The 21757-nt window shown below is 50.6% G+C and carries 24 protein-coding genes and 1 pseudogene; 6 read left to right on the top strand and 19 right to left on the bottom strand.

Features of this window, described 5'->3' with window-relative positions:
• Positions 1-37: 37 nt before the first annotated feature.
• From ABLU88_RS01810 to ABLU88_RS01745, 14 genes are all read right to left on the bottom strand, one after another.
• On the bottom strand, positions 38-652 hold the full coding sequence (locus ABLU88_RS01810; protein ID WP_004850357.1) for a tail assembly protein: 615 nt from the start codon (positions 650-652) through the stop codon (positions 38-40).
• Positions 653-819: 167 nt separating this feature from the next.
• Positions 820-1554: a C40 family peptidase gene (locus ABLU88_RS01805; RefSeq protein WP_004850353.1), complete on the bottom strand. Its 735-nt coding sequence runs from the start codon at positions 1552-1554 to the stop codon at positions 820-822.
• 1 nt (position 1555) lies between these two features.
• Positions 1556-2308, bottom strand: a complete 753-nt coding sequence (locus ABLU88_RS01800) for a phage minor tail protein L (protein ID WP_348836124.1) — start codon at positions 2306-2308, stop codon at positions 1556-1558.
• Positions 2305-2652, bottom strand: coding sequence for a phage tail protein (locus ABLU88_RS01795; protein ID WP_025107966.1), 348 nt, complete (start codon positions 2650-2652; stop codon positions 2305-2307). The genes ABLU88_RS01800 and ABLU88_RS01795 overlap by 4 nt, the downstream gene beginning before the upstream one ends.
• A gap of 22 nt (positions 2653-2674) precedes the next feature.
• Positions 2675-3784 carry a phage tail tape measure protein gene (locus ABLU88_RS01790; protein WP_064358487.1) on the bottom strand — a complete coding sequence of 370 codons (1110 nt, stop codon included), beginning with the start codon at positions 3782-3784 and terminating at the stop codon, positions 2675-2677.
• Positions 3785-3868: 84 nt separating this feature from the next.
• The gene (locus ABLU88_RS01785; RefSeq protein WP_048263674.1) at positions 3869-4114 is read right to left on the bottom strand and encodes a DUF1799 domain-containing protein; all 246 of its coding nucleotides are present in this window, start codon (positions 4112-4114) and stop codon (positions 3869-3871) included.
• Between the two features lie 62 nt (positions 4115-4176).
• Positions 4177-4488 carry a phage tail assembly chaperone gene (locus ABLU88_RS01780; protein WP_004850345.1) on the bottom strand — a complete coding sequence of 104 codons (312 nt, stop codon included), beginning with the start codon at positions 4486-4488 and terminating at the stop codon, positions 4177-4179.
• A 72-nt stretch (positions 4489-4560) separates the two neighbouring features.
• On the bottom strand, positions 4561-5223 hold the full coding sequence (locus ABLU88_RS01775) for a phage tail protein (RefSeq protein WP_348836123.1): 663 nt from the start codon (positions 5221-5223) through the stop codon (positions 4561-4563).
• A 119-nt stretch (positions 5224-5342) separates the two neighbouring features.
• A complete protein-coding gene (locus ABLU88_RS01770; protein WP_004850340.1) occupies positions 5343-5762 on the bottom strand; it encodes a hypothetical protein in 420 nt (139 codons plus the stop codon).
• Positions 5763-5817: 55 nt separating this feature from the next.
• Positions 5818-6360 carry a glycosyl hydrolase 108 family protein gene (locus tag ABLU88_RS01765; RefSeq protein ID WP_004850338.1) on the bottom strand — a complete coding sequence of 181 codons (543 nt, stop codon included), beginning with the start codon at positions 6358-6360 and terminating at the stop codon, positions 5818-5820.
• 7 nt (positions 6361-6367) lie between these two features.
• Positions 6368-6640, bottom strand: coding sequence for a phage holin family protein (locus ABLU88_RS01760; protein ID WP_032749344.1), 273 nt, complete (start codon positions 6638-6640; stop codon positions 6368-6370).
• Entirely contained in the window at positions 6630-7022 is a 393-nt protein-coding gene (locus ABLU88_RS01755; RefSeq protein ID WP_025107970.1) for a phage holin family protein, read from the bottom strand. The genes ABLU88_RS01760 and ABLU88_RS01755 overlap by 11 nt, the downstream gene beginning before the upstream one ends.
• 76 nt (positions 7023-7098) lie before the next feature.
• A complete protein-coding gene (locus tag ABLU88_RS01750) occupies positions 7099-7461 on the bottom strand; it encodes a hypothetical protein (RefSeq protein ID WP_014229124.1) in 363 nt (120 codons plus the stop codon).
• Positions 7462-7924: 463 nt separating this feature from the next.
• The gene (locus ABLU88_RS01745) at positions 7925-8461 is read right to left on the bottom strand and encodes a S24 family peptidase (protein ID WP_009653037.1); all 537 of its coding nucleotides are present in this window, start codon (positions 8459-8461) and stop codon (positions 7925-7927) included.
• 646 nt (positions 8462-9107) lie between these two features.
• Here ABLU88_RS01745 and nifJ point away from each other — a divergent pair.
• The 5 genes from nifJ to ABLU88_RS01720 all read left to right on the top strand — a co-directional run bounded on the left by nifJ (position 9108) and on the right by ABLU88_RS01720 (position 15461).
• On the top strand, positions 9108-12635 hold the full coding sequence (nifJ, locus tag ABLU88_RS01740) for a pyruvate:ferredoxin (flavodoxin) oxidoreductase (protein ID WP_064406366.1): 3528 nt from the start codon (positions 9108-9110) through the stop codon (positions 12633-12635).
• Between the two features lie 357 nt (positions 12636-12992).
• Positions 12993-14099, top strand: a complete 1107-nt coding sequence (ompC, locus tag ABLU88_RS01735) for a porin OmpC (RefSeq protein ID WP_004850328.1) — start codon at positions 12993-12995, stop codon at positions 14097-14099.
• Positions 14100-14252: 153 nt separating this feature from the next.
• Positions 14253-14465 (top strand): KTSC domain-containing protein, encoded by a 213-nt coding sequence (locus ABLU88_RS01730; RefSeq protein WP_064358488.1) that lies wholly within the window; start codon positions 14253-14255, stop codon positions 14463-14465.
• An 82-nt stretch (positions 14466-14547) separates the two neighbouring features.
• Positions 14548-14982, top strand: a complete 435-nt coding sequence (gene uspF / locus ABLU88_RS01725; RefSeq protein ID WP_025107975.1) for a universal stress protein UspF — start codon at positions 14548-14550, stop codon at positions 14980-14982.
• A gap of 188 nt (positions 14983-15170) precedes the next feature.
• The gene (locus tag ABLU88_RS01720) at positions 15171-15461 is read left to right on the top strand and encodes a Bor family protein (RefSeq protein ID WP_014229121.1); all 291 of its coding nucleotides are present in this window, start codon (positions 15171-15173) and stop codon (positions 15459-15461) included.
• 398 nt (positions 15462-15859) lie between these two features.
• Here the strand turns inward: ABLU88_RS01720 and ABLU88_RS01715 are convergent, their stop codons facing one another.
• Positions 15860-16798: an omptin family outer membrane protease gene (locus ABLU88_RS01715; RefSeq protein WP_025107976.1), complete on the bottom strand. Its 939-nt coding sequence runs from the start codon at positions 16796-16798 to the stop codon at positions 15860-15862.
• A 337-nt stretch (positions 16799-17135) separates the two neighbouring features.
• Positions 17136-17408 carry a hypothetical protein gene (locus ABLU88_RS01710; RefSeq protein ID WP_032749348.1) on the bottom strand — a complete coding sequence of 91 codons (273 nt, stop codon included), beginning with the start codon at positions 17406-17408 and terminating at the stop codon, positions 17136-17138.
• A gap of 203 nt (positions 17409-17611) precedes the next feature.
• Between ABLU88_RS01710 and ttcA the strand changes: the two genes are divergently transcribed.
• Positions 17612-18547 (top strand): tRNA 2-thiocytidine(32) synthetase TtcA, encoded by a 936-nt coding sequence (ttcA, locus tag ABLU88_RS01705; protein ID WP_025107977.1) that lies wholly within the window; start codon positions 17612-17614, stop codon positions 18545-18547.
• A gap of 44 nt (positions 18548-18591) precedes the next feature.
• On the opposite strand, the gene dbpA is transcribed toward ttcA, so the two are convergent.
• The 3 genes and pseudogenes from dbpA to zntB form a co-directional block, all read right to left on the bottom strand.
• Complete coding sequence (dbpA, locus tag ABLU88_RS01700; protein WP_014229118.1) at positions 18592-19965, bottom strand: ATP-dependent RNA helicase DbpA; 1374 nt, start codon at positions 19963-19965, stop codon at positions 18592-18594.
• Positions 19966-20005: 40 nt separating this feature from the next.
• Positions 20006-20170, bottom strand: a pseudogene (locus ABLU88_RS01695) (hypothetical protein); the annotation flags it as partial.
• 277 nt (positions 20171-20447) lie between these two features.
• Entirely contained in the window at positions 20448-21431 is a 984-nt protein-coding gene (gene zntB, locus ABLU88_RS01690; RefSeq protein WP_004850311.1) for a zinc transporter ZntB, read from the bottom strand.
• Between the last annotated feature and the right edge of the window lie 326 nt (positions 21432-21757).

The following is a 21757-nucleotide window of genomic DNA, read 5'->3' as shown; positions in this document are numbered from 1 at the left end:
CCTCAAAGGTGGTCTGAAATGAGAGAAGCCGGATATTTTACTGCTGGTCTTCTACATAAATTCCCGCTGAAATAATTGCCCCGCCGATAAGCCGCTTGCCGTATAACAACGGTACCGGATATCCCTGAGCGGTGGTGTTCGTGACCCCGCCAAATGCGTAGGAGGCTTTATTTTCAGGAGATTGTTGACTGGCTAAACCTGGAACCTGAGGAGAAAGCATCTGAAGAACACCACCAAGTACCATTGAGGCCCCCAGCATTGCGGCACTTCCCCACCCGGAGCCGGCAGCAATCGCGGCGAATATCCCTCCAGTGCCCATAGTGGCGATTGAAGCGACCGCGATCAATGCAACACCTAATATCGTCTGTAGCACGCCAGCTTTTTTACTACCAATAACGACAGGAACAATTCGTATTACTTTATCGTTGATGGGGAAAGGAATATCATCCTCGCTAATATTTTTCTTTCCTTTAAAAACAGCATAGGTTAATCCCATAGCTTTGCTGTTGTTCATGAATTTTTCAAATCCATTGATAGTACAACATAAAGCCCTTATCGCTTCAGATGCCGTTGCCACCATCCGACAATGAGATTTGCCAAATTTCTTACCAAGAATACCGCCCAACTCTATTCTGACCATATGTTCTTGCATAAATACTCCATCTGCAGCAGACATTATGAATAAATCATAAGCATCTATTCCGCCATTGATAATATCGTACGCTGAGTTGACTCGAGAGCAAGTCCAGCCCTCTGATGTTGAATCACATTCACTTGCTAACGCATTTCATATCGGGTGATTTAAAATCCCAACGTCTTTCAGATTTTTTCATTAGTCAACGCATTATCATTAATATGATAGCGCAAAACTTTCACCGTTCTTTCCTGCCAGTATCCCCCATACGGCACTCGCTGGCTTAAATGACCATACAGGTGATGCAGCAGCATATTTCCCTCAAGGAGAATACCCGCATGATTCCACTTATTTGCCTGTACCTGCATGATAATCATATCTCCCGGCTGCGGCGGGCCATCAAACTCGCGAAAGCCACATTCATACCAACAATCATGATAAAAGTTATCAGGGTAGCCATCTTCCCACCACGGATAATCCACACGATAATCCGTCAACTCAACATTATGCTGCTGGCGAAAATAGCTCATTACCAGTCCCCAGCAATCATAATGGCCAAGCACGAACGGACGTTCCAGCAGCGGCAATTCTCCTCGCGGATAAATGGTACGAAAATCGCCTTCCGGCCAGCTGAAAATATGCCAGGGTAACAACATCGCGTCACACTGAGCCTTATCCAACTCGCTTGGCTGGGTCGTCGCGTCGGGGTGACTGTGGACGATCCCCGTTACGGTGCCCCAATCCTCTACCCGTGCATAATCCTCCGGCGCAAGAACAAAATGCTCCTGTGGGGCATCGGCAATATTACGACAGGGGAAATAGCGCTCTACCCGCCCCCTTTGGGCAATCGCACCGCAGCATTCTCGAGGATATTGCTCCTGAGCATGCACCTGAATAGCCCTGATAACTTTCTGGCGCATGTTAGCTCCGAATTAAAGATGTGCCGGGAAAACCACCAAAAGGCAGCTCATTGTCTTCGCCAAAGCGTAATTTACAGGCCGACAAAGTGCCGTTACAAACATCCAGCGCCGGATCGGTAACAGGTGTATTATTGTTATCAAAATATCGCTGACCTGTATAATCACAACCATCGCCGCTGCGGTATTTATTCCTGATACACCAGGTACAGATAGAATGCAGCTGACGCGTTGGGATCATTATTCCTTGCAAATCCATTGGACTGGCAAGAGTGAACTCAATCGCTTCATTGGTCTCCTCACTTTTGGCATCAATAAAGAAGACTTTTCGTTTTTCCTGCGTGGGGTCGGCTCTCGCATTACCTTCAGGGAAATTATGTGCGTCGAGATATTTTGCCAGCGTATCGTGAATGGTGACTTTCGCCTGAACCAGGTCATCGTAATACAAGCACAGCGCGGTAATCGAAGCATCAATATTTGCCACCTTCAGCGATGGTTGCGCGTCCCGACCGCTGGTAGAGGATTCAATCCCGTCAATAATACAAGGCCATGGCATATATTCATTGCCCTGCCACCAAATGGATTTTGCAGGCAAACGCGTTTCGTCCCCTCCAGCAGCCTGGATTTCAGCTTCGCTATGGGCGATACTGTGCCCGTGGAAATATAAGACATCATCCATGCCAAAGACGCTGCCATCAATTTCCAGTAAACGTATTTCACTCCCGGGTTCAAGTTTTTGATAATCAGCTGTAATCATGGTGCATATGCCTGGTTAAATGTGGCGGTTACCGTCATTATCTGACTCGATAATGGCGAAAGTTTTAGTGAATCGGCGCTAACACGATAAAGCCCGGATTCCCCCGCAGGGGTATCCCAGATAAACGACTTCGTTACATGACGCCGCATAAATTCAAGCACGGCTAATATCTCTTCCTTTTCTCCGGTCAAGGTCACTGGCCAGCTTTGTTTTTCAAAATGTAGACCATCGCCGACGATCTGCTGATATCCGTCGCCAAAACGAGCCTCGCGAACGGTGAAATTAAAATCCCCCTGCAAACCCGCTTGTATTTGCGTTCGCCAGGTAAAGGTTTCTATTGCCATATCTTCTCCGGGAATCAAAAAATTAACGTGCGTGGTTTGCATTCCAGATAAGGCCACCAGGCCTCAATTCATTTGCCACGCCAGCGCGAACGGAACGGTCTATCGTCTGCTGCCAGGCGCGATTTAACGCGCCGTTATTGTCGGCCGCCTGCGGTTCTGAGCCCTGATTCTGAATAAGTACTGAGGTCTGAATGGTCAGTGGCCCTGCGCCTGAAGAACCCAGTCCCTGCATTGATGCCGTTCCCACATAGCCGCCGCCCGCATACCCCTGCGCACCGCGCATCATGGCGTAAAGGTTGCCAATCCCTATCGCCGAGGTCGCCTCTTTGGTAAAAACAAATTCGCCGCCATGAACAATCCCTCTCGGCTCATATTTACCCCCGTCTCCGGTATAGCCTCCATCGGAGTGGCCCGTGAAAACTTTACCGATGGATGCTACCCAGCCAATGCCGGAATTCGACATCGCGTTAAAGGAAGCCTGCATGGCTTTTACCAACAATAATTGGCTAAGCATCTTCAGCGTCCCTTTCAGAAAGGTCATCAGGAAATCACTAAAATTCGCCTTTCCTGTGGTTATATATTCCACCAGCGAGTTTCCCATTGAGCTGAAGGCGTCTTTAGCTAAATCCTTAAGCTTGCCATGAACGTTTTCTCCATCCTTAAGGAATTTATCCCACGCTTCTTTGGCTCCTGCCATTAAACCGCCGAGCCAATCGCTCTTCCCCCCTTTTTCCGTATCATCGTCAGAACGCTCTTCCATATTTGCGCCTGGGCGAAAAACTTTTGGCGTATTACCCAGTTCTTCTTTTGGAGGGCTACCTATTCCTGCCAGTGAATCCCAGTAACTTTTAGAGCCTGACGTTATATTGTAGGTCTCATCCTCAGATTTCTTTACCATATCCTGAAGTATGGGTCCCATTCTGGCTGGAGGAAGGGGTAACGTCTGTATTAACCTTTTCAGGCCATCCGTATGCTTTTTCTGGATATCTGTTGCAGCACGAAAAGTCTTATTAAACTCTTCACTTTTACGGCTGGCGACAGTTACTTTCTGTTGATATTTATCCAGAAGCTGATTGCTTTTTTCCAGTTCACTGTTATTCATGCGCAGTGTTATTGTTGTATCACCCGCCATTGATTATCTCCTGAAAGAATAAACCAACTACTTATCTGGTTTACATTGATTAATAATGTGAACATACTTCTGCTAAAACCCAGGCTAGTTCTGTAGTTTATTCAGGATATTCAAGGCCACCCGTTCCATTACCTGAATATCGTTTATTGCGGTTACCTCATCAGCTATATCATAAACCCTCATGAGCCATGCGAGGACACTGTAGTCCAGACCGATAACCCCTCCTGGACTGGTGCGCCACTGCGTGCTGGCCGTGCGAAAGACCACAAACGCAGGCCAGATATCGGGCCAGACGTTGATGACAATATCGTCATAGTCTTCGGCTGTCAGACCGAATGCGCTTAGCTCATCCGCTGATGGTTCAGGCGTATAGAATGCAGAGGCAACCGCAATCAGTTTTTTTCGCGATTTCCCGTCAGCTCCTGATAATAAGTAGCCATTATTGCTTTAACGGCCCCCGGATAGTTATCTACCAGCACGCCCATATTTTCTCGCGTACAGGGTTCAGATAATGCCCAGCCGTCGACGATCTCCAGTAAGAAATCACAGACCGTTTTTTCGTCAATATCTTCTAGCTCTGCCAGTTCTTTTATTGGCCGATGCTTAAACGTAAAATTCAGCACTCCGTCTTCTTCACCGGCACGAGGAATAGCAACATCAGCTTTAAAAACAGGGTTAGGTTGTAATTTGAAAATAGCGCTCATAAATACCCTTAAAAAAGGCTCCCGCAGGAGCCCAGTTGAATTTAATTTATGTTCCACAGATAAGGAGAACGATTAATCTTCCGATTTATAGAAAGTAATATCCCGAGAGTGAATGGAAAACGCGACTTGTACAGTTTCAACGCTATTCACCGCGGTCACTGGTTGCGGATCAAATGACGGAACGCCGGACCAATAGCGATACTCCTTCGCATTAGGCACAAACATGCGTAGCGGTAACACCTGGCCGTAGCGATCCGCCATGCCCAATACTTTATAGATCGGTAAAGAAGCATCATGCGCTAAGGTAAAGGTTTGGCTTTTAGCCGCCTTAAAGGTGGCAATATTACGCTGGCGATCGTCTGCCAGAAACTGTACCTGTGCATACTGCTGTTCACCACCCGACTGCGCGACTTCCGTAATCTGTGGAATCTCAGTCCACTCCGTGATTTTCTGTAATTTCCCGCCACCGGCATGAGCCGGGAAAAAATTCCGGTCGCTGGAGTTAATGACCGAAATGGTTACGCTATTTGTTGTTTGTGCGGTGATTCTGGCAACTAAACCATCGATTACACCCCAACCCGAAGAAATCAGCACGACATCATCAACCTTAAGGTTATGATTTTCAGCAACGGTAAATACCGCACCTTCAGCATTGGAAACCGTACTCACAGATACGGGAGAACCAAGACCGGAACCAACAAAAACGGTTGAGCCATTAGGCAGAGCAAAACCCATAATAATATCTCCATTATTGATATTTAAATATTTGAATGCATTTTATCAATGCGAATAGCTTGTTTAATTATGACTTATTGTTGCGCCATAGTGATTACGCTTTCACACCACATCACTTTTCAGGAATTTGTGTGGCTGCCGTTCTGTAATACGCTATCAGGGATACGTTTTGCGACCGGCTCATTTTCAAAAATTTTCATACCATACTGGCCGATCCAGGTTGCATTTTGGTTAACATTACTCAAAATAAAATCCATAACTTCAATCATTAACTCTTCAATGAGAGCCGCAGAATTATCACGCCACCAGGTTTCAATAGCGGCGAGAAGAGAGTCGGAGCCATTAGCAATAAACTGCTCGCCAATACTATAACGTTTCGCTTTATTTTCATCAGTAATACAGTGCAACTTACTGATTTGTAAAATTTCCGCTGATGGCCCCATGGTTTGAACGGTGAGCGTTGCGACTTTATTACCAGTTTCCTCAGCAATGGCAGATGAGTAAAACATTGAGAGGGTTAAATCATTAGATGTATACATATTCACTTTCTCCAGATTTCAGTTACTGAACGAATTAGATTAATAAAACAGAAAATTACATAGCTATCCGAGCCCTTAACCAACCATATATAAATGATTTATTAGCCTCACTTTTTTCTGCTAACTCCAGATAATACTGCCCCTGGCTACAGTTTAATGCCCGTAGCAGTACAAGCTCCCCTTCACTGCCTCTTCGAATAACATAATGGCTCAAGGCATTTAAGGTCCTGGGGCCAATAACACCATCGGTTATAAGATCCGGATAAAGTACCCCACGATGATTAAAAGCATTTAACCAGCGTTGAAGCCACTTACCCGGCAGAACAGGCCCCATATTGACCCCGGCGTCACACAGTTTTTCAGCGATCGCGGTAGATATTTCAGCAACATGATCGAACCGGGGCGCAATCCAGTAGTCAGCGTTGAGAATATCCAGCGCCTGTTGGCGCGTCAGTTTTTGCATATCGCCATCATAACCATGAGCCCGTGCGGTGACTTGAGTAATCCCCCAGTTTGTCGGACCTCCTTTATCATCAGGATGATTTACATAACCGCCCTCCTTTTCCAGAATGGCATTAAAAATCTCATCTTTATTCATTTATTCCTCATTTATCGATTAAATGCGCAATATTCCCCCTCACCAGGAACACGGCAATAAAGACAAAAAAATTCACGGTAACAACCAACCAGTGGGTCGACGTATACAAGCCGAAGAGATAACGAAACGGTATGCTGGCATAGGTGATTACCAGTAAATAAGCCGTATACGATATCCATGGTCGATACCTTCTGTACCGGGCGCGCCGATAAAACATTAAGGTTAGGGTGATCAAAGCGCAGAGAACGGCATTAAGCAGCGCGGGAAGTTCATTTCCCATTCGGGCGCCCACTATTGTTGCGGGTTAGTATTTTGTAGAGGTCGGTTAGTTCTTGATTATTCAGGAACGTAAGTATCTTAATAATCAGCGCGGATATCAGCACGGCGCCTAACGCGTCTAAAGGTCGTTCATTGTATCCGGTCCAGATAGCCAGCTTCGTACCAATTAACCCGGAACCCAAAACGCCGACAATAAAAGAAGTCATAAAATAGGCGACGAGTCTAAAGCGCGTGATATTAACCGCCGTCGCAACATAAAATACCGCGCCAGCAAAAGCCCCAAAAACAACGCCATAATCAATACCTGTCACCAGGCCAAACATACCAGCGCCCATTAATCCACCAGCAACAATTATCGACGTACCGGAAACAGGATCGGACATATACCCTCCCTTCTTTCACTATGAGTTATGATGGTAAATAACGAAGCGCAGGGTCATTTTTCCTGGCACTAAGGCGTTACCTCGCCGTTACTTTCTTTCTTTTTTGCAAACCAAGCGCATAAATTGCCCTCTGGAAGAGCCAGGTTCCTGGCTGCGCATACTGGTGTGCAAATTCTTGCTGATAAATGATGGTCGCTCGCTCAATTTGCCGTTTATATTCCTCGCGCTGCCAAAAAATATCCTGTGCCACAAATTTAATCGGCAATGCGTCCTCAATACGTTCAGGCGTATGGTGCTTCCCTTTTGCCTGAATCTGAGCGCGGGACGGAGTGGGCCGATGGATAAGATCTGAACTGAGCGTTTGCGGATTTTGTAAGTGGGAGCGCTGCGCGCGACGTCGGCCCGCAGCGGAGCCATTAAACGCGGTTTTACGGGACATTGCGGTCTCCTTTAATGGGCTTTGGCGGAATGCCTTCGGCAATCGGATCCTTGCCAATGGCTTCACCCCAAAGCGCACTGCGCCATGGCGCTGGCTTTTCAGCCACGTAGATTCAGTTATGAATCGTTGTATTTCATCATCCGGATAGTGCTGTCTATCAAGCTGATGACAAAAGAATACCTCAGGGTTATTTAAAAATAAATACCCATAGGTATACTTTATGGAAAAAACAAATTAACCAATTGAAAATATTGAAAATATTTTTGAAAAAATAGTGGCCTGACGCGTAAAAACAGCTGAAAAGGTCCGAGGCGGGTAGTGTTGAACAGCGGGTCACAGGATTGGGGGGTGAGAAGCCGCAGGTATGCCCGGCGTACAGGTGGCATACCCGGGTAATGCTTATGGCTGAGCTCAGGGTTTATGACAGAAACAGGATGGCGAAGCTGCGTGGCAATGAACGCCTTTAAACAAAGCGTTTAACGCTGTGGCTATAAATCACGCGACCAATGATCTTCAGATACTGTTCATGGCTTTCGCCAATCGTCCAGTCCGCATATTTGCTGTTATCCGAGTGAACGAGCAGCCCATCCGCCGTGAACTGAAGACGTTTCACCAGCACCGCGCCTTTAAAAGAAAAGACATAAATGCCGTCACCTTCAAAGTAGTCTTTCGAGACATCGACAAAAATGTAGTCACCGGTCTCAATGGTGCCGGACATGCTATCGCCGGAGACCGTGATCACCTTGATATGCTCTGCGGGCCGGTTACCAAAAAGCCGCAGCGCGCCGGCAGAGTCATAGGTGATGCTATTCACCGTTTCATCAACCTCACTGGAGACAATGCAGCCCGGCCCTGCGCTGGCCTGGGCATCCAGAACCTCAATGACATATGGCATCTGCGGCGAATCCTCTACCGGTTCTCGCTCGATATCAATATTACCGGTGATACCGTCCATCCATCCACGGGGCAGATTGAACGAAGATTCAATAAGTTCGACCATCTCGTCAGCTATCCTTTTCTTTTGCTTTTTGCCTTCGGGGTAGAGCATCCTTGAGACGTAAGAAGGCTCCCGTCCAAGGGTTCGGGCCACATCAACAGCCTTACCGCCGCATAAATTATCACGGATATAGAGCAAGCGCTGTCGTCTGATTTCGTATTTATCCATCGCAATGATTCTAACGCCATTTACCATCAGGTATCTAAAATATAGCAAAACTCGAATAAATTACCTACAGGTAATTAAGACAGTGTTGTCGGTCAGGAGGCTTTGACTGGCGAAATTCGCCACACTGCTACTTATGGAAAAATGACGCCACTGATTTTGGTGTAGGGTGTCGTTCATACGTAGGCACCTATGTAATACCTTGAATTAATTTATCTGAACTATGGATTTTGTCGCTACTGGAGATCAAAAAATCATGTTCCTCTGGGGTCTATACTTAAACAGTGATTCACAAACCCGGTCACCCTGCCCGTAGCGATGCAGGTAACGCAACCCCGTTACCAGGCAGGTGAGATACGAACTTATCCGCTACCGGTGGAATCGCGCCGATAGCGGTTTCGCAGAAGAGCTCAGCGAGTGCTCAGCGTGTATCAATGGGCATAAAAACTTTTTTTATCAAAAATTTAGCAATGTGAGTATTGATATGATCACTATCGACGGTAATGGCGCGGTTGCTTCAGTCGCGTTTCGCACCAGTGAAGTTATCGCCATCTACCCGATCACGCCCAGCTCCACGATGGCGGAGCAGGCGGACGCCTGGGCGGGCAACGGGCTGAAAAACGTCTGGGGCGATGTCCCCCGCGTCGTCGAAATGCAGTCGGAAGCCGGGGCAATCGGCACCGTACACGGCGCGCTGCAAACCGGCGCCCTCTCGACCTCTTTTACTTCATCGCAGGGTTTACTGCTGATGATCCCGACGCTGTACAAACTGGCCGGCCAGCTGATGCCGTTTGTTCTGCACGTCGCCGCCCGCACCGTGGCAACCCACGCGCTCTCCATATTCGGCGATCACTCGGACGTCATGGCCGTGCGTCAGACCGGCTGCGCGATGCTCTGCGCCAGCAGCGTCCAGGAAGCCCAGGACTTTGCGCTGATTTCGCATATCGCCACGCTGCAAAGCCGGGTGCCATTTATTCATTTCTTTGATGGTTTCCGCACCTCGCACGAAATCAACAAAATCGCCCCGCTGGCGGACGATACCCTTCTCAGCCTGCTGCCGCAGGATAAAATCGATGAACATCGCCAGCGCGCCCTGAACCCCGAACATCCGGTAATCCGCGGCACCTCAGCGAATCCGGATACCTACTTCCAGTCACGTGAAGCAACTAACCCGTGGTACGACGCGGTTTACGCGCACGTTGAAACGGCGATGAACGATTTTGCCGCCGCCACCGGGCGTCAGTACAAACCGTTTGAGTTCTACGGCCATCCACAAGCCGAGCGCGTTATCGTGATTATGGGCTCCGCAATCGGCACCTGTGAGGAAGTGGTTGATGAACTGCTGAGCCGCGGTGAAAAAGTCGGTGTACTGAAAGTTCGTCTTTACCGCCCCTTCTCCGCAGCCCACCTGCTGGAAGCGCTGCCGGTAAGCGCCCGCGCCGTAGCGGTGCTTGACCGCACCAAGGAACCGGGCGCCCAGGCTGAGCCGCTGTATCTCGACGTGATGACCGCGCTGGCGGAAGCCTTCAACCGCGGCGAGCGAGAAACCCTGCCGCGTACCATTGGCGGCCGCTACGGTCTCTCTTCAAAAGAGTTCGGGCCGGAGTGCGTCCTGGCGATATTCAACGAACTGAGCGCCGCTAAACCCAAGCCGCGCTTTACCGTCGGCATCTACGATGACGTCACCAATCTTTCGCTGCCGCTGGTAGAAAACACGCTGCCGTCGGAGGCGAAGCTGGAAGCCCTGTTTTACGGGCTCGGCAGCGACGGTAGCGTCTCGGCCACCAAAAACAATATCAAGATTATCGGTAACTCGACGCCGTGGTTCTCGCAGGGCTATTTCGTCTATGATTCGAAAAAGGCCGGCGGCCTGACGGTTTCCCATCTGCGCGTTAGCGAGAAGCCGATTCGTTCTTCCTATCTGATTTCACAGGCGGATTTCGTCGGCTGCCACCAGCTGCAGTTTATCGACAAGTATCAGATGGTTGAACGCCTGAAGCCCGGCGGTATTTTCCTGCTCAACACGCCTTACGGCGCCGAAGAGGTCTGGTCGCGTCTGCCGCAGGAAGTCCAGGCTACGCTGAATCAGAAAAAAGCGCGGTTTTATATCGTTAACGCGGCAAAAATCGCCCGCGAGTGTAGCCTTGGAGCGCGTATCAACACCGTCATGCAGATGGCCTTTTTCCATCTGACGCAGATCCTGCCGGGCGATAGCGCGCTGTCGGAGCTGCAGGGGGCGATTGCTAAAAGCTACAGCAGCAAAGGTCAGGAGCTGGTCGAACGCAACTGGCAGGCGCTGGCCCTGGCCCGCGAGTCGCTGGCGGAAGTGCCGCTGCAGCAGGTCGACGCCAACAGCCCGAACCGCCCGCCGGTCGTCTCCGACGCCGCGCCGGATTTCGTCAAAACCGTGACCGCCGCCATGCTGGCCGGGCTCGGCGATGCGCTTCCGGTCTCCGCCCTGCCGCCGGACGGTACCTGGCCGATGGGCACCACCCGCTGGGAAAAACGCAATATCGCCGAAGAGATCCCTATCTGGAAGGAAGAACTTTGCACCCAGTGTAACCACTGCGTGGCCGCCTGCCCGCACTCGGCAATCCGCGCGAAAGTGGTCTCCCCGGACGCGATGGAAAATGCCCCGGCCAGCCTGCATTCTCTGGACGTTAAATCCCGCGATATGCGCGGCCAGAAGTACGTTCTGCAGGTCGCGCCTGAAGATTGCACCGGCTGTAATCTCTGCGTCGAGGTTTGTCCGGCCAAAGACAGGCAGAACCCGGAAATCAAGGCCATCAATATGATGTCGCGCCTTGAACATGTTGAAGAAGAGAAAGTGAATTATGACTACTTCCTCAATCTGCCGGAAATGGACCGCAGCAAGCTGGAGCGTATCGATATCCGCACCTCGCAGCTGATCAGCCCGCTGTTCGAATACTCCGGCGCCTGCTCCGGCTGCGGCGAAACGCCGTATATCAAGCTGCTGACTCAGCTCTACGGCGACCGGATGCTGATTGCCAACGCCACCGGTTGTTCATCGATTTACGGCGGCAACCTGCCTTCCACGCCCTACACCACCGATGCCAACGGCCGCGGGCCGGCGTGGGCTAACTCGCTGTTCGAGGATAACGCCGAGTTTGGTCTCGGTTTCCGCCTCACCGTCGATCAGCACCGTCAGCGCGTAATGCGTCTGCTGTCGCAGTTCGCCGATAAACTTCCGCCCGCGCTTAACGACGCGCTGCACGCGGAAGCAACGCCTGAAGTACGCCGCGAACAGGTGGCCGAGCTGCGTAAGGTTCTGGCAAATGAAGCCGACGCGAAAGAGCTGCTAACCGACGCCGACGCGCTGGTCGAGAAATCGATCTGGCTAATCGGTGGCGATGGCTGGGCCTACGATATCGGCTTCGGCGGTCTTGACCACGTGCTGAGCCTGACCGAAAACGTCAATATTCTGGTGCTCGATACCCAATGCTATTCCAACACCGGCGGCCAGGCATCAAAAGCCACCCCGCTGGGGGCGGTCACCAAGTTTGGCGAACACGGTAAGCGCAAGGCGCGCAAAGACCTCGGCGTCAGCATGATGATGTACGGCCACGTTTACGTCGCGCAGATTTCCCTTGGCGCGCAGCTGAACCAGACGGTAAAAGCGATTCAGGAAGCGGAAGCGTATCCGGGCCCGTCGCTGATTATTGCCTACAGCCCTTGCGAAGAACACGGTTACGATCTGGCGCTGAGCCACGATCAGATGCGTCAGCTGACCGCGACCGGATTCTGGCCGCTGTATCGCTTTGACCCACGTCGCGCCGATGAAGGTAAACTTCCGCTGGCGCTGGACTCCCGTCCGCCGTCAGACGCGCTGGCAGAAACGCTCCTGAACGAGCAGCGCTTCCGCCGCCTTAACGCGCAGCAGCCGGAAGTCGCGGAACAGCTGTGGAAGGATGCGACGGCGGATTTACAAAAACGCTATGACTTCCTTGCCCAGCTGGCCGGTAAGGTGGAAAAACCGGCAACCGAAAGCTAATTTACTGACGTTTTTTTAGCCACCCATAAAAAAAGCCCGAATATTCATTCGGGCTTGTCATTTTACCGCTCAATAAAAACCATTCTCAGGAACGGAGGGCAACATAAATTCTTAGATGACAATAAAAGGCATATAACGGGCGGATAATACGATATTAAAATCACCGTGTATAATTTTTATTTTGTATGTATTTCACAAAATCATTCATTATAATTATCACCATTTCAATTGAATTATTTATTTTAGATTTTACTCATATCGTAACAATTGATATTTACCATATCTTAATTTGCTCATTTAGCATGAGTTCACTTCCCAGGAGGAAGCTAAAACAAAAACCGTTAAAGGATTGTCTAAATGAAAAGAAAAGTACTGGCCCTCGTTATCCCGGCATTGTTAGCTGCTGGCGCTGCTCACGCTGCTGAGATTTATAATAAAGACGGAAATAAACTGGACCTCTATGGCAAGGTGGATGGTCTGCATTATTTCTCCGATGATTCATCTAAAGATGGCGATCAATCCTACGTCCGTCTTGGCTTCAAAGGCGAAACTCAGATTAACGATCAGCTGACCGGCTACGGTCAGTGGGAATATAACGTTCAGGCGAACAACACCGAAGGCGCCGACAACCAGTCCTGGACCCGTCTGGCGTTTGCGGGTCTGAAATTCGCTAACTACGGTTCATTCGACTATGGCCGTAACTACGGCGTTCTGTACGACGTAGAAGGCTGGACCGATATGCTGCCAGAGTTCGGCGGCGACTCCTACACCCAGGCCGATAACTTTATGACCGGCCGCGCTAACGGCGTAGCGACCTACCGTAACAATGACTTCTTCGGTCTGGTTAACGGCCTGAACTTCGCCCTGCAGTATCAGGGTAAAAATGAAAACGCCGGCAGCGGCGAAGGCACCAACAACGGCGATCGCAGCGTACGTAACGCCAACGGCGACGGTTTTGGTCTGTCAACTTCTTATGATTTCGGTATGGGTATCAGCGCTGCCGCCGCCTACACCTCTTCTGACCGTACCAACGATCAGATGACCCGAACTACCGCACAGGGCGATAAAGCGGAAGCATGGACTACCGGCCTGAAATATGATGCCAACAATATTTACCTGGCGACCATGTATTCCGAAACCCGCAACATGACGCCATACGGTAACGGCAACGGCGTCGCCAATAAAACCCAGAACTTTGAAGTGACTGCGCAGTATCAGTTCGACTTTGGTCTGCGTCCGGCGGTCTCTTTCCTGATGTCTAAAGGTAAAGATTTGAGCAAAACCGATGGCGACAAAGATCTGGTTAAATATGCTGACATTGGTGCGACTTATTACTTCAACCGTAATATGTCCACCTACGTTGATTACAAAATCAACCTGCTGGACGAAGACGATAGCTTCTATTCCAACAACGGCATCTCTACCGATGACGTGGTTGCTTTAGGCCTGGTTTACCAGTTCTAATCAGCGGGCCCGCTGGCAACGGCGGGCTTTCTCTTCCCCTCCCGGCCATCGACTGCATTCAAAGCAAAACAATATATCAATTGCTTTAAAATAATCGACCGATGAATGTTATATTGCTACCAGGAACCGCCGTAGCCGTAGAGGACGCCCGCCATGCACCATCATCCCGTGAAATCATCCCGCATCCATTCCATCGCCTACGATGAGTCCTCCGGTATTCTTGAAATTCGTTTTCGCGATAACAAAATCCTACAGTATCTCGGCGTCCCGCCGCGCATTTTCCGCGACTTTCTCCAGGTGGTTTCTAAAGGCCGTTTTTACGACGGCGTGATCAAAGGAAAATTTACTGAACGCCGCCGTGCCTGATGGCGAAAGTGTGATTGCGCTCAATGTACAATAATCAACTGGATGGCCTACACTTTAAGTGGTTACTTAAACAGGAGGTTTTATGAACAGAATGATTCTTGTGCCCATCGATATTTCCGATACAGAATTAACCGATCGCGTTATCAAGCATGTTGAAGCTGAAGCCAGAATCGATGATGCCGAGGTGCATTTCCTGACCGTCATTCCCTCCCTTCCCTATTACGCTTCGCTGGGAATGGCTTACACCGCAGAGCTGCCGGCGATGGATGACCTCAAAGCCGAATCGGAATCGCGGCTGAAAGAGATTGTGAAAAAGTTTACTATTCCCGAAGACCGTATCCATTTTCACGTTTCGGAAGGCTCGCCAAAAGATAAAATCCTTGCTATGGCGAAGTCTCTCCCCGCGGATCTGGTGATTATCTCTTCGCACCGTCCCGATATCACCACCTATCTGCTGGGCTCTAACGCCGCCGCCGTTGTCCGCCATGCGGAATGTTCGGTGCTGGTCGTGCGGTAAACCTACTCTGCCCGCCGCTGTGCGGGCTTTTTTTCCGCAATCTGAGCACTGGGCCGTACCCGCAGCATCGCAGATAGGGGAATCATTTACCTGGTACTATAAAAATTAGTACGTTGTGTCTTTTTCATTTTGCTGTATAAAACCTTTGCCCGAACATGGGTATGTTTTACAACAATTATAGGGATGAAATGAAAAAGTTAATTATGGTAGTTTTCGCCGCAGCCGCTATTTCTGGTTGCGCCCAGCAGAGCTTCTCGGTAAATCCTGGCGTCACCGTTCAACCTCAGCAGGTCACCACTCACCACTTCTTTGTCAGCGGCATTGGCCAGTCGAAGCAAATTGATGCTGCCAAAGTCTGCGGCGGCGCCGACAAAGTAGTCCGTACTGAAGTGCAGCAGACTTTTGTCAACGGCCTGCTGGGTTTTGTCACCCTGGGTATTTATACTCCGCGTGAAGCGCGCGTCTATTGCGCTAAATAATTGCCGGCGGCAGGCATCATCATTGCCTGCCCATTTCCCTTTCGGTTCAATTGCCTTCTCTTTGCCCGGACAAACTCATCTTTTCGCGCCCCTACCTGAAGGTTACCTGATGCATTCGTGAATCGTATCTTTGTTCGTGGCGGATTTTGCGCCACAGGTAGAGCATACGAGGAGATAAATGAAATGCCGGCACACGAGGATAAGCGCCTTGCATTTACCTTCGGTTTTTAGCAATTCCTGGGCGATCCCTTTGTGCTTGCCACAATCCATCCTCTGAAGCATTGGGTGATATGGCCGTGGATAATGGAGTGCCCTCAGAGCGGGAGACACTCCATACTGATTATCGCGCGCTCCGGGATTAGCGAGTTTTGCTTGCTATATCCACGGGCGGTAATGATTTAGAATCGATATTGAAGTCCGGCTGTGATGGTATAGTTTTTATTTGCAATGCCGGCAGCATCTCCTCCAATTGAAGCTGATTCACCGCTATAGGTATCAATAATCTGAGTGCCTCCCTTACCCTCTTCATATTTACTATAGGTGAATTCAGTAAAAACCTTGGCATGAGGCGTGATGTAATACCCGGCATCAACCGATGTACCATAATAACGCGAATTAGTTGATTTCTCGCGAAAGGTCAACTCACGCATATAGTGTTCGTCGTTATCATGAGCTCTGACCCAATCACTGAATTTAAACAAGGCATTAAACTCAAAGTCATTGATACGATATTGACCCGCGAGACCGATATAGGGCATGGAGAATCTCTGGCTGTATCCTATCCCACGCTCACCGGTCGGAAAATTGCCAGTCGTCGCACCGTTATCATAATTGTAAGAACCTCCGGTAGCCGTCCAGCTGAAACGCGTTTCCTGATAACCCGCAATTACGCCCGCTTTATAATTGTCGTCCTGGAAAAGCCAGCCCTGCACGCTGAGATCGTATTCATTGGCATAATTGACATTGGTGCTGGGATGAGATGAATGATCTGTCCAACCGGACTGGTTATCGTTCATCCAGTCATAGTCATCCATATGTCCTGAGCCTGAAGCCAACGACGTCCAGCCGCGGGCGGTCAGCGTCAAAAAGGAGTAGGCATCCCATGAGATATCACCTTTCACAATGGCGACATTCTTTATTTTCCAGTCAAGTTGACTGACCTTTCGCCCCGTATCCGCGTCATAAACTCTCTCCTGTGATTTCCCACTCAGCATCCCTGCAGACGTCGATACAGTAAAACTTTCCGCAGAAAAATTTGGGCTTAGCTGCATTGACTCGGCATAAGCTGATCCTGAAAGAGTCGCTATCATCATTACTGCAACGGTACTTTTTTTCATTTTTATTCCCATAATCAAAGTTAATCCATAAGTTGCAGTGAAAGTTTAAATCTCATAAAAACATCAGGCAACTGTCAATTTTTGTAATTGCCTTATTCATAATCCGAGAAATAAGAATGTGGGCTGGATAAGCGCTTCGTTTTGCAAGGAAAAACCCCATTGAGCAGGCACATATTCAGATTATTATCAGGAAAAAATCTAACTACTCTGGCGTTGTAGGGAATCAGTCTGCATCAGGTTATTTTTACTCAAACTTTACCGCTGTTATTCACCTGCGCCAAATACCTTCGCTGTGTAATTATCAGGATGCAAATAATTATATCGCGATCCTGGCGGATTATGGCAAAAGCAGGAACAAGGCCCCTGCTTTAAAAAAAAGCGAGGTACCTTGCCAACGCTTTTTGATTATCGCGAACAATAAATTCTCGCACCCTTTTACCAGATACACTCCATCACCGGGCGTGTGACGCTGGCGAGCCTGAAAACGACGTTTGTCTTTCTGCCCGGAGGGGGGATTGAGGCCAAAACTCGCCGCACTATCGTTAGCAGATGGAAAGCCGCCGTAAAACGCGCTGGCATTCGTCGTCGGAATCCGTACCATACGCGACATACTTTTGCCTGCTGGCTGCTGTAAGCCGGTGCTAACCATTGTTAACCAGATGGGGCATGAAAACGCAATAAATGGTGTTCAAAGTCGACAGTACAGGGATGGATGAAATGAACGGCGATCGGCTATCAATGCCTGACGCCGGGCTTGCACCGTGAAGTTAACTTTGCCCCTTACATGCCTTTTCGTTTCAGAGAACGTTTATAATGCTTGATAATCAGCAAGTTACAAAGAAAGAAAAATACAATATCGACAAATTGCAGAAGCGCCTGCGCCGTAACGTCGGCGAGGCGATCGCTGATTTTAATATGATTGAAGAAGGCGACCGCATCATGGTTTGCCTCTCCGGCGGTAAAGACAGCTACACCATGCTGGAGATTTTGCGCAACTTGCAGAAAAGCGCGCCAATTTCCTTCTCCCTGGTGGCGGTCAACCTCGATCAAAAACAGCCGGGCTTCCCCGAACATATCCTGCCAGAATATCTTGAGCAGTTGGGCGTTGAATACAAGATTGTTGAAGAAAATACCTACGGCATTGTTAAAGAAAAAATCCCGGAAGGTAAAACCACCTGCTCGCTCTGCTCACGTCTGCGCCGCGGCATTCTTTACCGCACCGCTTCTGAGCTGGGCGCGACCAAAATCGCCCTCGGCCACCACCGCGACGACATCCTGCAGACTCTGTTTCTGAATATGTTCTACGGCGGGAAGATGAAAGGGATGCCGCCGAAGCTGATGAGCGATGACGGTAAACATATCGTGATTCGCCCGCTGGCCTACTGCCGGGAAAAAGATATTGAGCGTTTCTCCCAGGCGAAAGGTTTTCCGATTATTCCGTGCAACCTGTGCGGCTCGCAGCCCAACCTCCAGCGCCAGGTCATTGCCGACATGCTGCGTGACTGGGACAAACGCTATCCAGGGCGCATCGAAACGATGTTTAGCGCGATGCAGAACGTGGTGCCTTCCCATCTCAGCGACGTCAACCTGTTCGACTTTAAAGGCATTCAGCACGGCTCTGCGGTCGTTGACGGCGGCGATCTGGCGTTCGATCGTGAAGAGATTCCGATGCAGCCGGCCGGCTGGCAGCCGGATGAAGATGACGCGCAGCTGGATGAGCTGCGCCTGAACGTTGTGGAAGTAAAATAACGTCTTTGCGTCTCAGGCACGCGCCTGAGACGCCTTTTCCGCGCTTATTTCAGCAAACGAACCCGGCAGGCTTTACCTTTAATTTTCCCGTTTTGTAGCTGCTTAAACGCTTTATGCGCGACGCCCTGACGCACGGCAACGTAGACATGCGCCGGATGAACGGCGATTTTACCGATATCTGCGCCCTCAAGACCGATATCACCGGTCAACGCCCCCAGCACATCGCCCGCGCGCATCTTCGCTTTTTTGCCGCCATCAATGCATAGCGTGGCCATCTCTGCCTGCAGTGGCACAACGCTGCTATTCGTCGGCCCACTCATCCAGTTGAGCTTCATTTGCAGCATTTCGGCAAGGATATTTGCACGCTGCGCCTCTTCCGGCGCACAGAGGCTAATCGCCAGGCCGCTTTCACCGGCGCGGGCGGTACGACCAATACGGTGTACGTGAACCTCTGGATCCCAGGCCAGTTCATAGTTCACCACCAGCTCAAGCGACTTGATATCTAACCCGCGCGCAGCAACATCGGTCGCCACCAGCACGCGCGCGCTCCCGTTAGCAAAGCGCACCAGCGTCTGGTCGCGATCGCGCTGTTCAAGGTCGCCATGCAGCGATAGCGCGCTTTGCCCGGCGGCGTTTAGCGAGTCGCAGACGGCCTGACAATCTTTTTTGGTGTTGCAGAACACCACGCAGGAGGCGGGCTGATGCTGGCTCAACAGCTTTTGCAGCAGCGCGATTTTGCCGTGTTGCGAGGTTTCAAAAAACTGCTGCTCGATAGCCGGCAGTGCATCAACGGCGTCAATTTCAATAGTCTGCGGGTTGTTTTGTACGCGGCCGCTGATTGCCGCTATCGCTTCCGGCCATGTAGCGGAAAACAGCAGCGTCTGGCGCGAAGCCGGCGCAAAGCGGATCACTTCATCAATGGCATCGCTAAAGCCCATATCCAGCATGCGGTCCGCTTCGTCCATCACCAGCGTTTGTAGGGCATCTAACGATACGGTGCCCTTTTGCAGGTGATCGAGCAACCGCCCCGGCGTAGCAACGATAATATGCGGCGCATGCTGTAGCGAATCGCGCTGGGCGCCAAAGGGCTGGCCGCCGCAGAGGGTTAAAATTTTGATATTCGCCATGAAGCGCGCCAGCCGACGCAGCTCGCCGGCGACCTGATCCGCCAGCTCGCGGGTCGGGCACAGCACCAGCGACTGCGTCTGGAACAGCGAGGCGTCAACGTGCTGAAGTAGCCCGAGGCCGAATGCCGCCGTTTTACCGCTGCCGGTTTTTGCCTGCACGCGGACATCTTTACCCGCAAGAATCGCCGGCAAAGCCGCGGCCTGAACCGGGGTCATCGAAAGATACCCCAGTTCATTCAGGTTAGTTAGCTGGGCGGCGGGCAAAACATTCAGAGTTGAAAAAGCGGTCACAATTATTTCTCGCATTACATTTAGGGGCGGACAATCTGCTGGCGCGTATCGTCGCAGATCTCCGCTCCCGATGCGACAATTTAATCGGCTCATCGTCAGGCGGCGGGTCGGGTAACGGGCGCGGGCGAGGTTTGGGATCGTGGACCGGTACCGGATCGTTGGGTTCCGGCGGAATGGGAATTGAGTTCAGCTGTTTATTACGCATATTGACTCCCGGTTGTGGGCGGGTACACCCGTTAAGCGTAGAAGCTGAGAAACAGAGCGCAAAAAAAAGCCGACTCATTAAAGTCGGCGTCGTACGAATCAATTGTGCTATGCAGTAATTCAAAAAAGGAAGTAAGACAATATGGAGCGCAACGCCCATCGCTTGACGTTGCATTCACCTGCGAGAGAGATATTGCCCTGAATGGGTAGATGGTTTATTGATTTCGCTCAAACATTACCGGGTTTTCACCATCATCATCGCGACAAAAGACGATTCTTTACAGCCATTTACTACGATGCAACCACCATGTAACACCCCCAATGAGAACGACTAACATTAGGCAGAAAATGGCAAAACCCATATGCCAGCTATTGCCGGGAATGCCGCCGAGGTTGACGCCAAAGAGACCGGTTAAAAAGGTACTGGGCAGAAAAACCATGGCCATCAACGACATCGTATAGGTTCTTCGCGATAGCGACTCCTGCATAATCTGCGCGATCTCATCGCTCATAATCGCCGTGCGGGCGATGCAGCTATCAATCTCATCCAGACCTCGCCCCAGACGTTCGGCAATGTCCTGCATCCGGCGCCGATGATCGTCCGTCATCCACGGCAGACGCTCGCTGGCTAATCTGGCATACACATCGCGCTGCGGCGCCATATAGCGGCGCATGACGATAAGCTGTTTACGCAACAGCGCCAGGAAACCGCGCGGCGGAACCTGCTGATCCAATAAATCATCTTCCAGATCGATAATCCGGTCGTGAAGCTGCTCGATAAACTCGCTGGCGTGATCGGTCAGCGCATCGCAGACCTCCACCAGCCAGCCGCCGCCGTCAACCGGACCGTTGCCCTCACGCAAATCGCCGAGTACATCGTCGAGCGCCAGGACTTTGCGCTGCCGGGTGGAGACAATCAAGCGCTCATCCATATAAAGACGCATCGCGACCAGCTGGTCCGGGCGCTCATCGGTACTGCCATTGATGCAGCGCAGCGTGATTAACGCCCCATCGCCAATCCTCGTCACTCGCGGACGAGTGCTCTCCCCGGCCAACGCGTCACGCACGTTATTGGGCAGCAGCGGCGTCGATGCCAGCCATTCCGCGCTATCCACATGGGTATAGTTGAGATGCAGCCAACAAGGATGCTCTTTATCAATGGTGTCACTGTCGACCAACGGCTTTACGCCGCCCTGCCCGTCGAACACCCATGCAAAAACGGCATCCGGCACGTTCAGTTCCGATCCCTTAATGGCGTCCACTGGACCTCCGTTAACTCATGCACATTTCCGTAGTCTAGCCTTACGCGACGGTTACGCAAGAGCTAATCAGGGCATGCTGCTGAATTCACTGGCGAAAAGCGGGAGGGCTGAAAAAAAGAACCCGCCGGCGGCGGGTTGCTGATGAACTTTGCAATACGGTGTCTAGCCTGCATTATCACCTGCCGCCAGACGCAGGGCTGACGGGAAGGCAGGCTAGCAGGAGCCGTTCATTTTTTCTCTTCTGCGTATTGACGAGCGTTGTCATGCAAATTAGTACACATTGCTTTTTCCTCCATTTTAGTAAGCAAAATAAGAATAGAGCGATC

Origin of the sequence: Klebsiella sp. GW_Kp182, from assembly GCF_040062275.1 — a bacterium.
Taxonomy (GTDB): domain Bacteria; phylum Pseudomonadota; class Gammaproteobacteria; order Enterobacterales; family Enterobacteriaceae; genus Klebsiella; species Klebsiella michiganensis.
The sequence above is the reverse complement of the archived record's forward strand: the minus strand, read 5'-3'. Positions and strand labels throughout refer to the sequence as shown.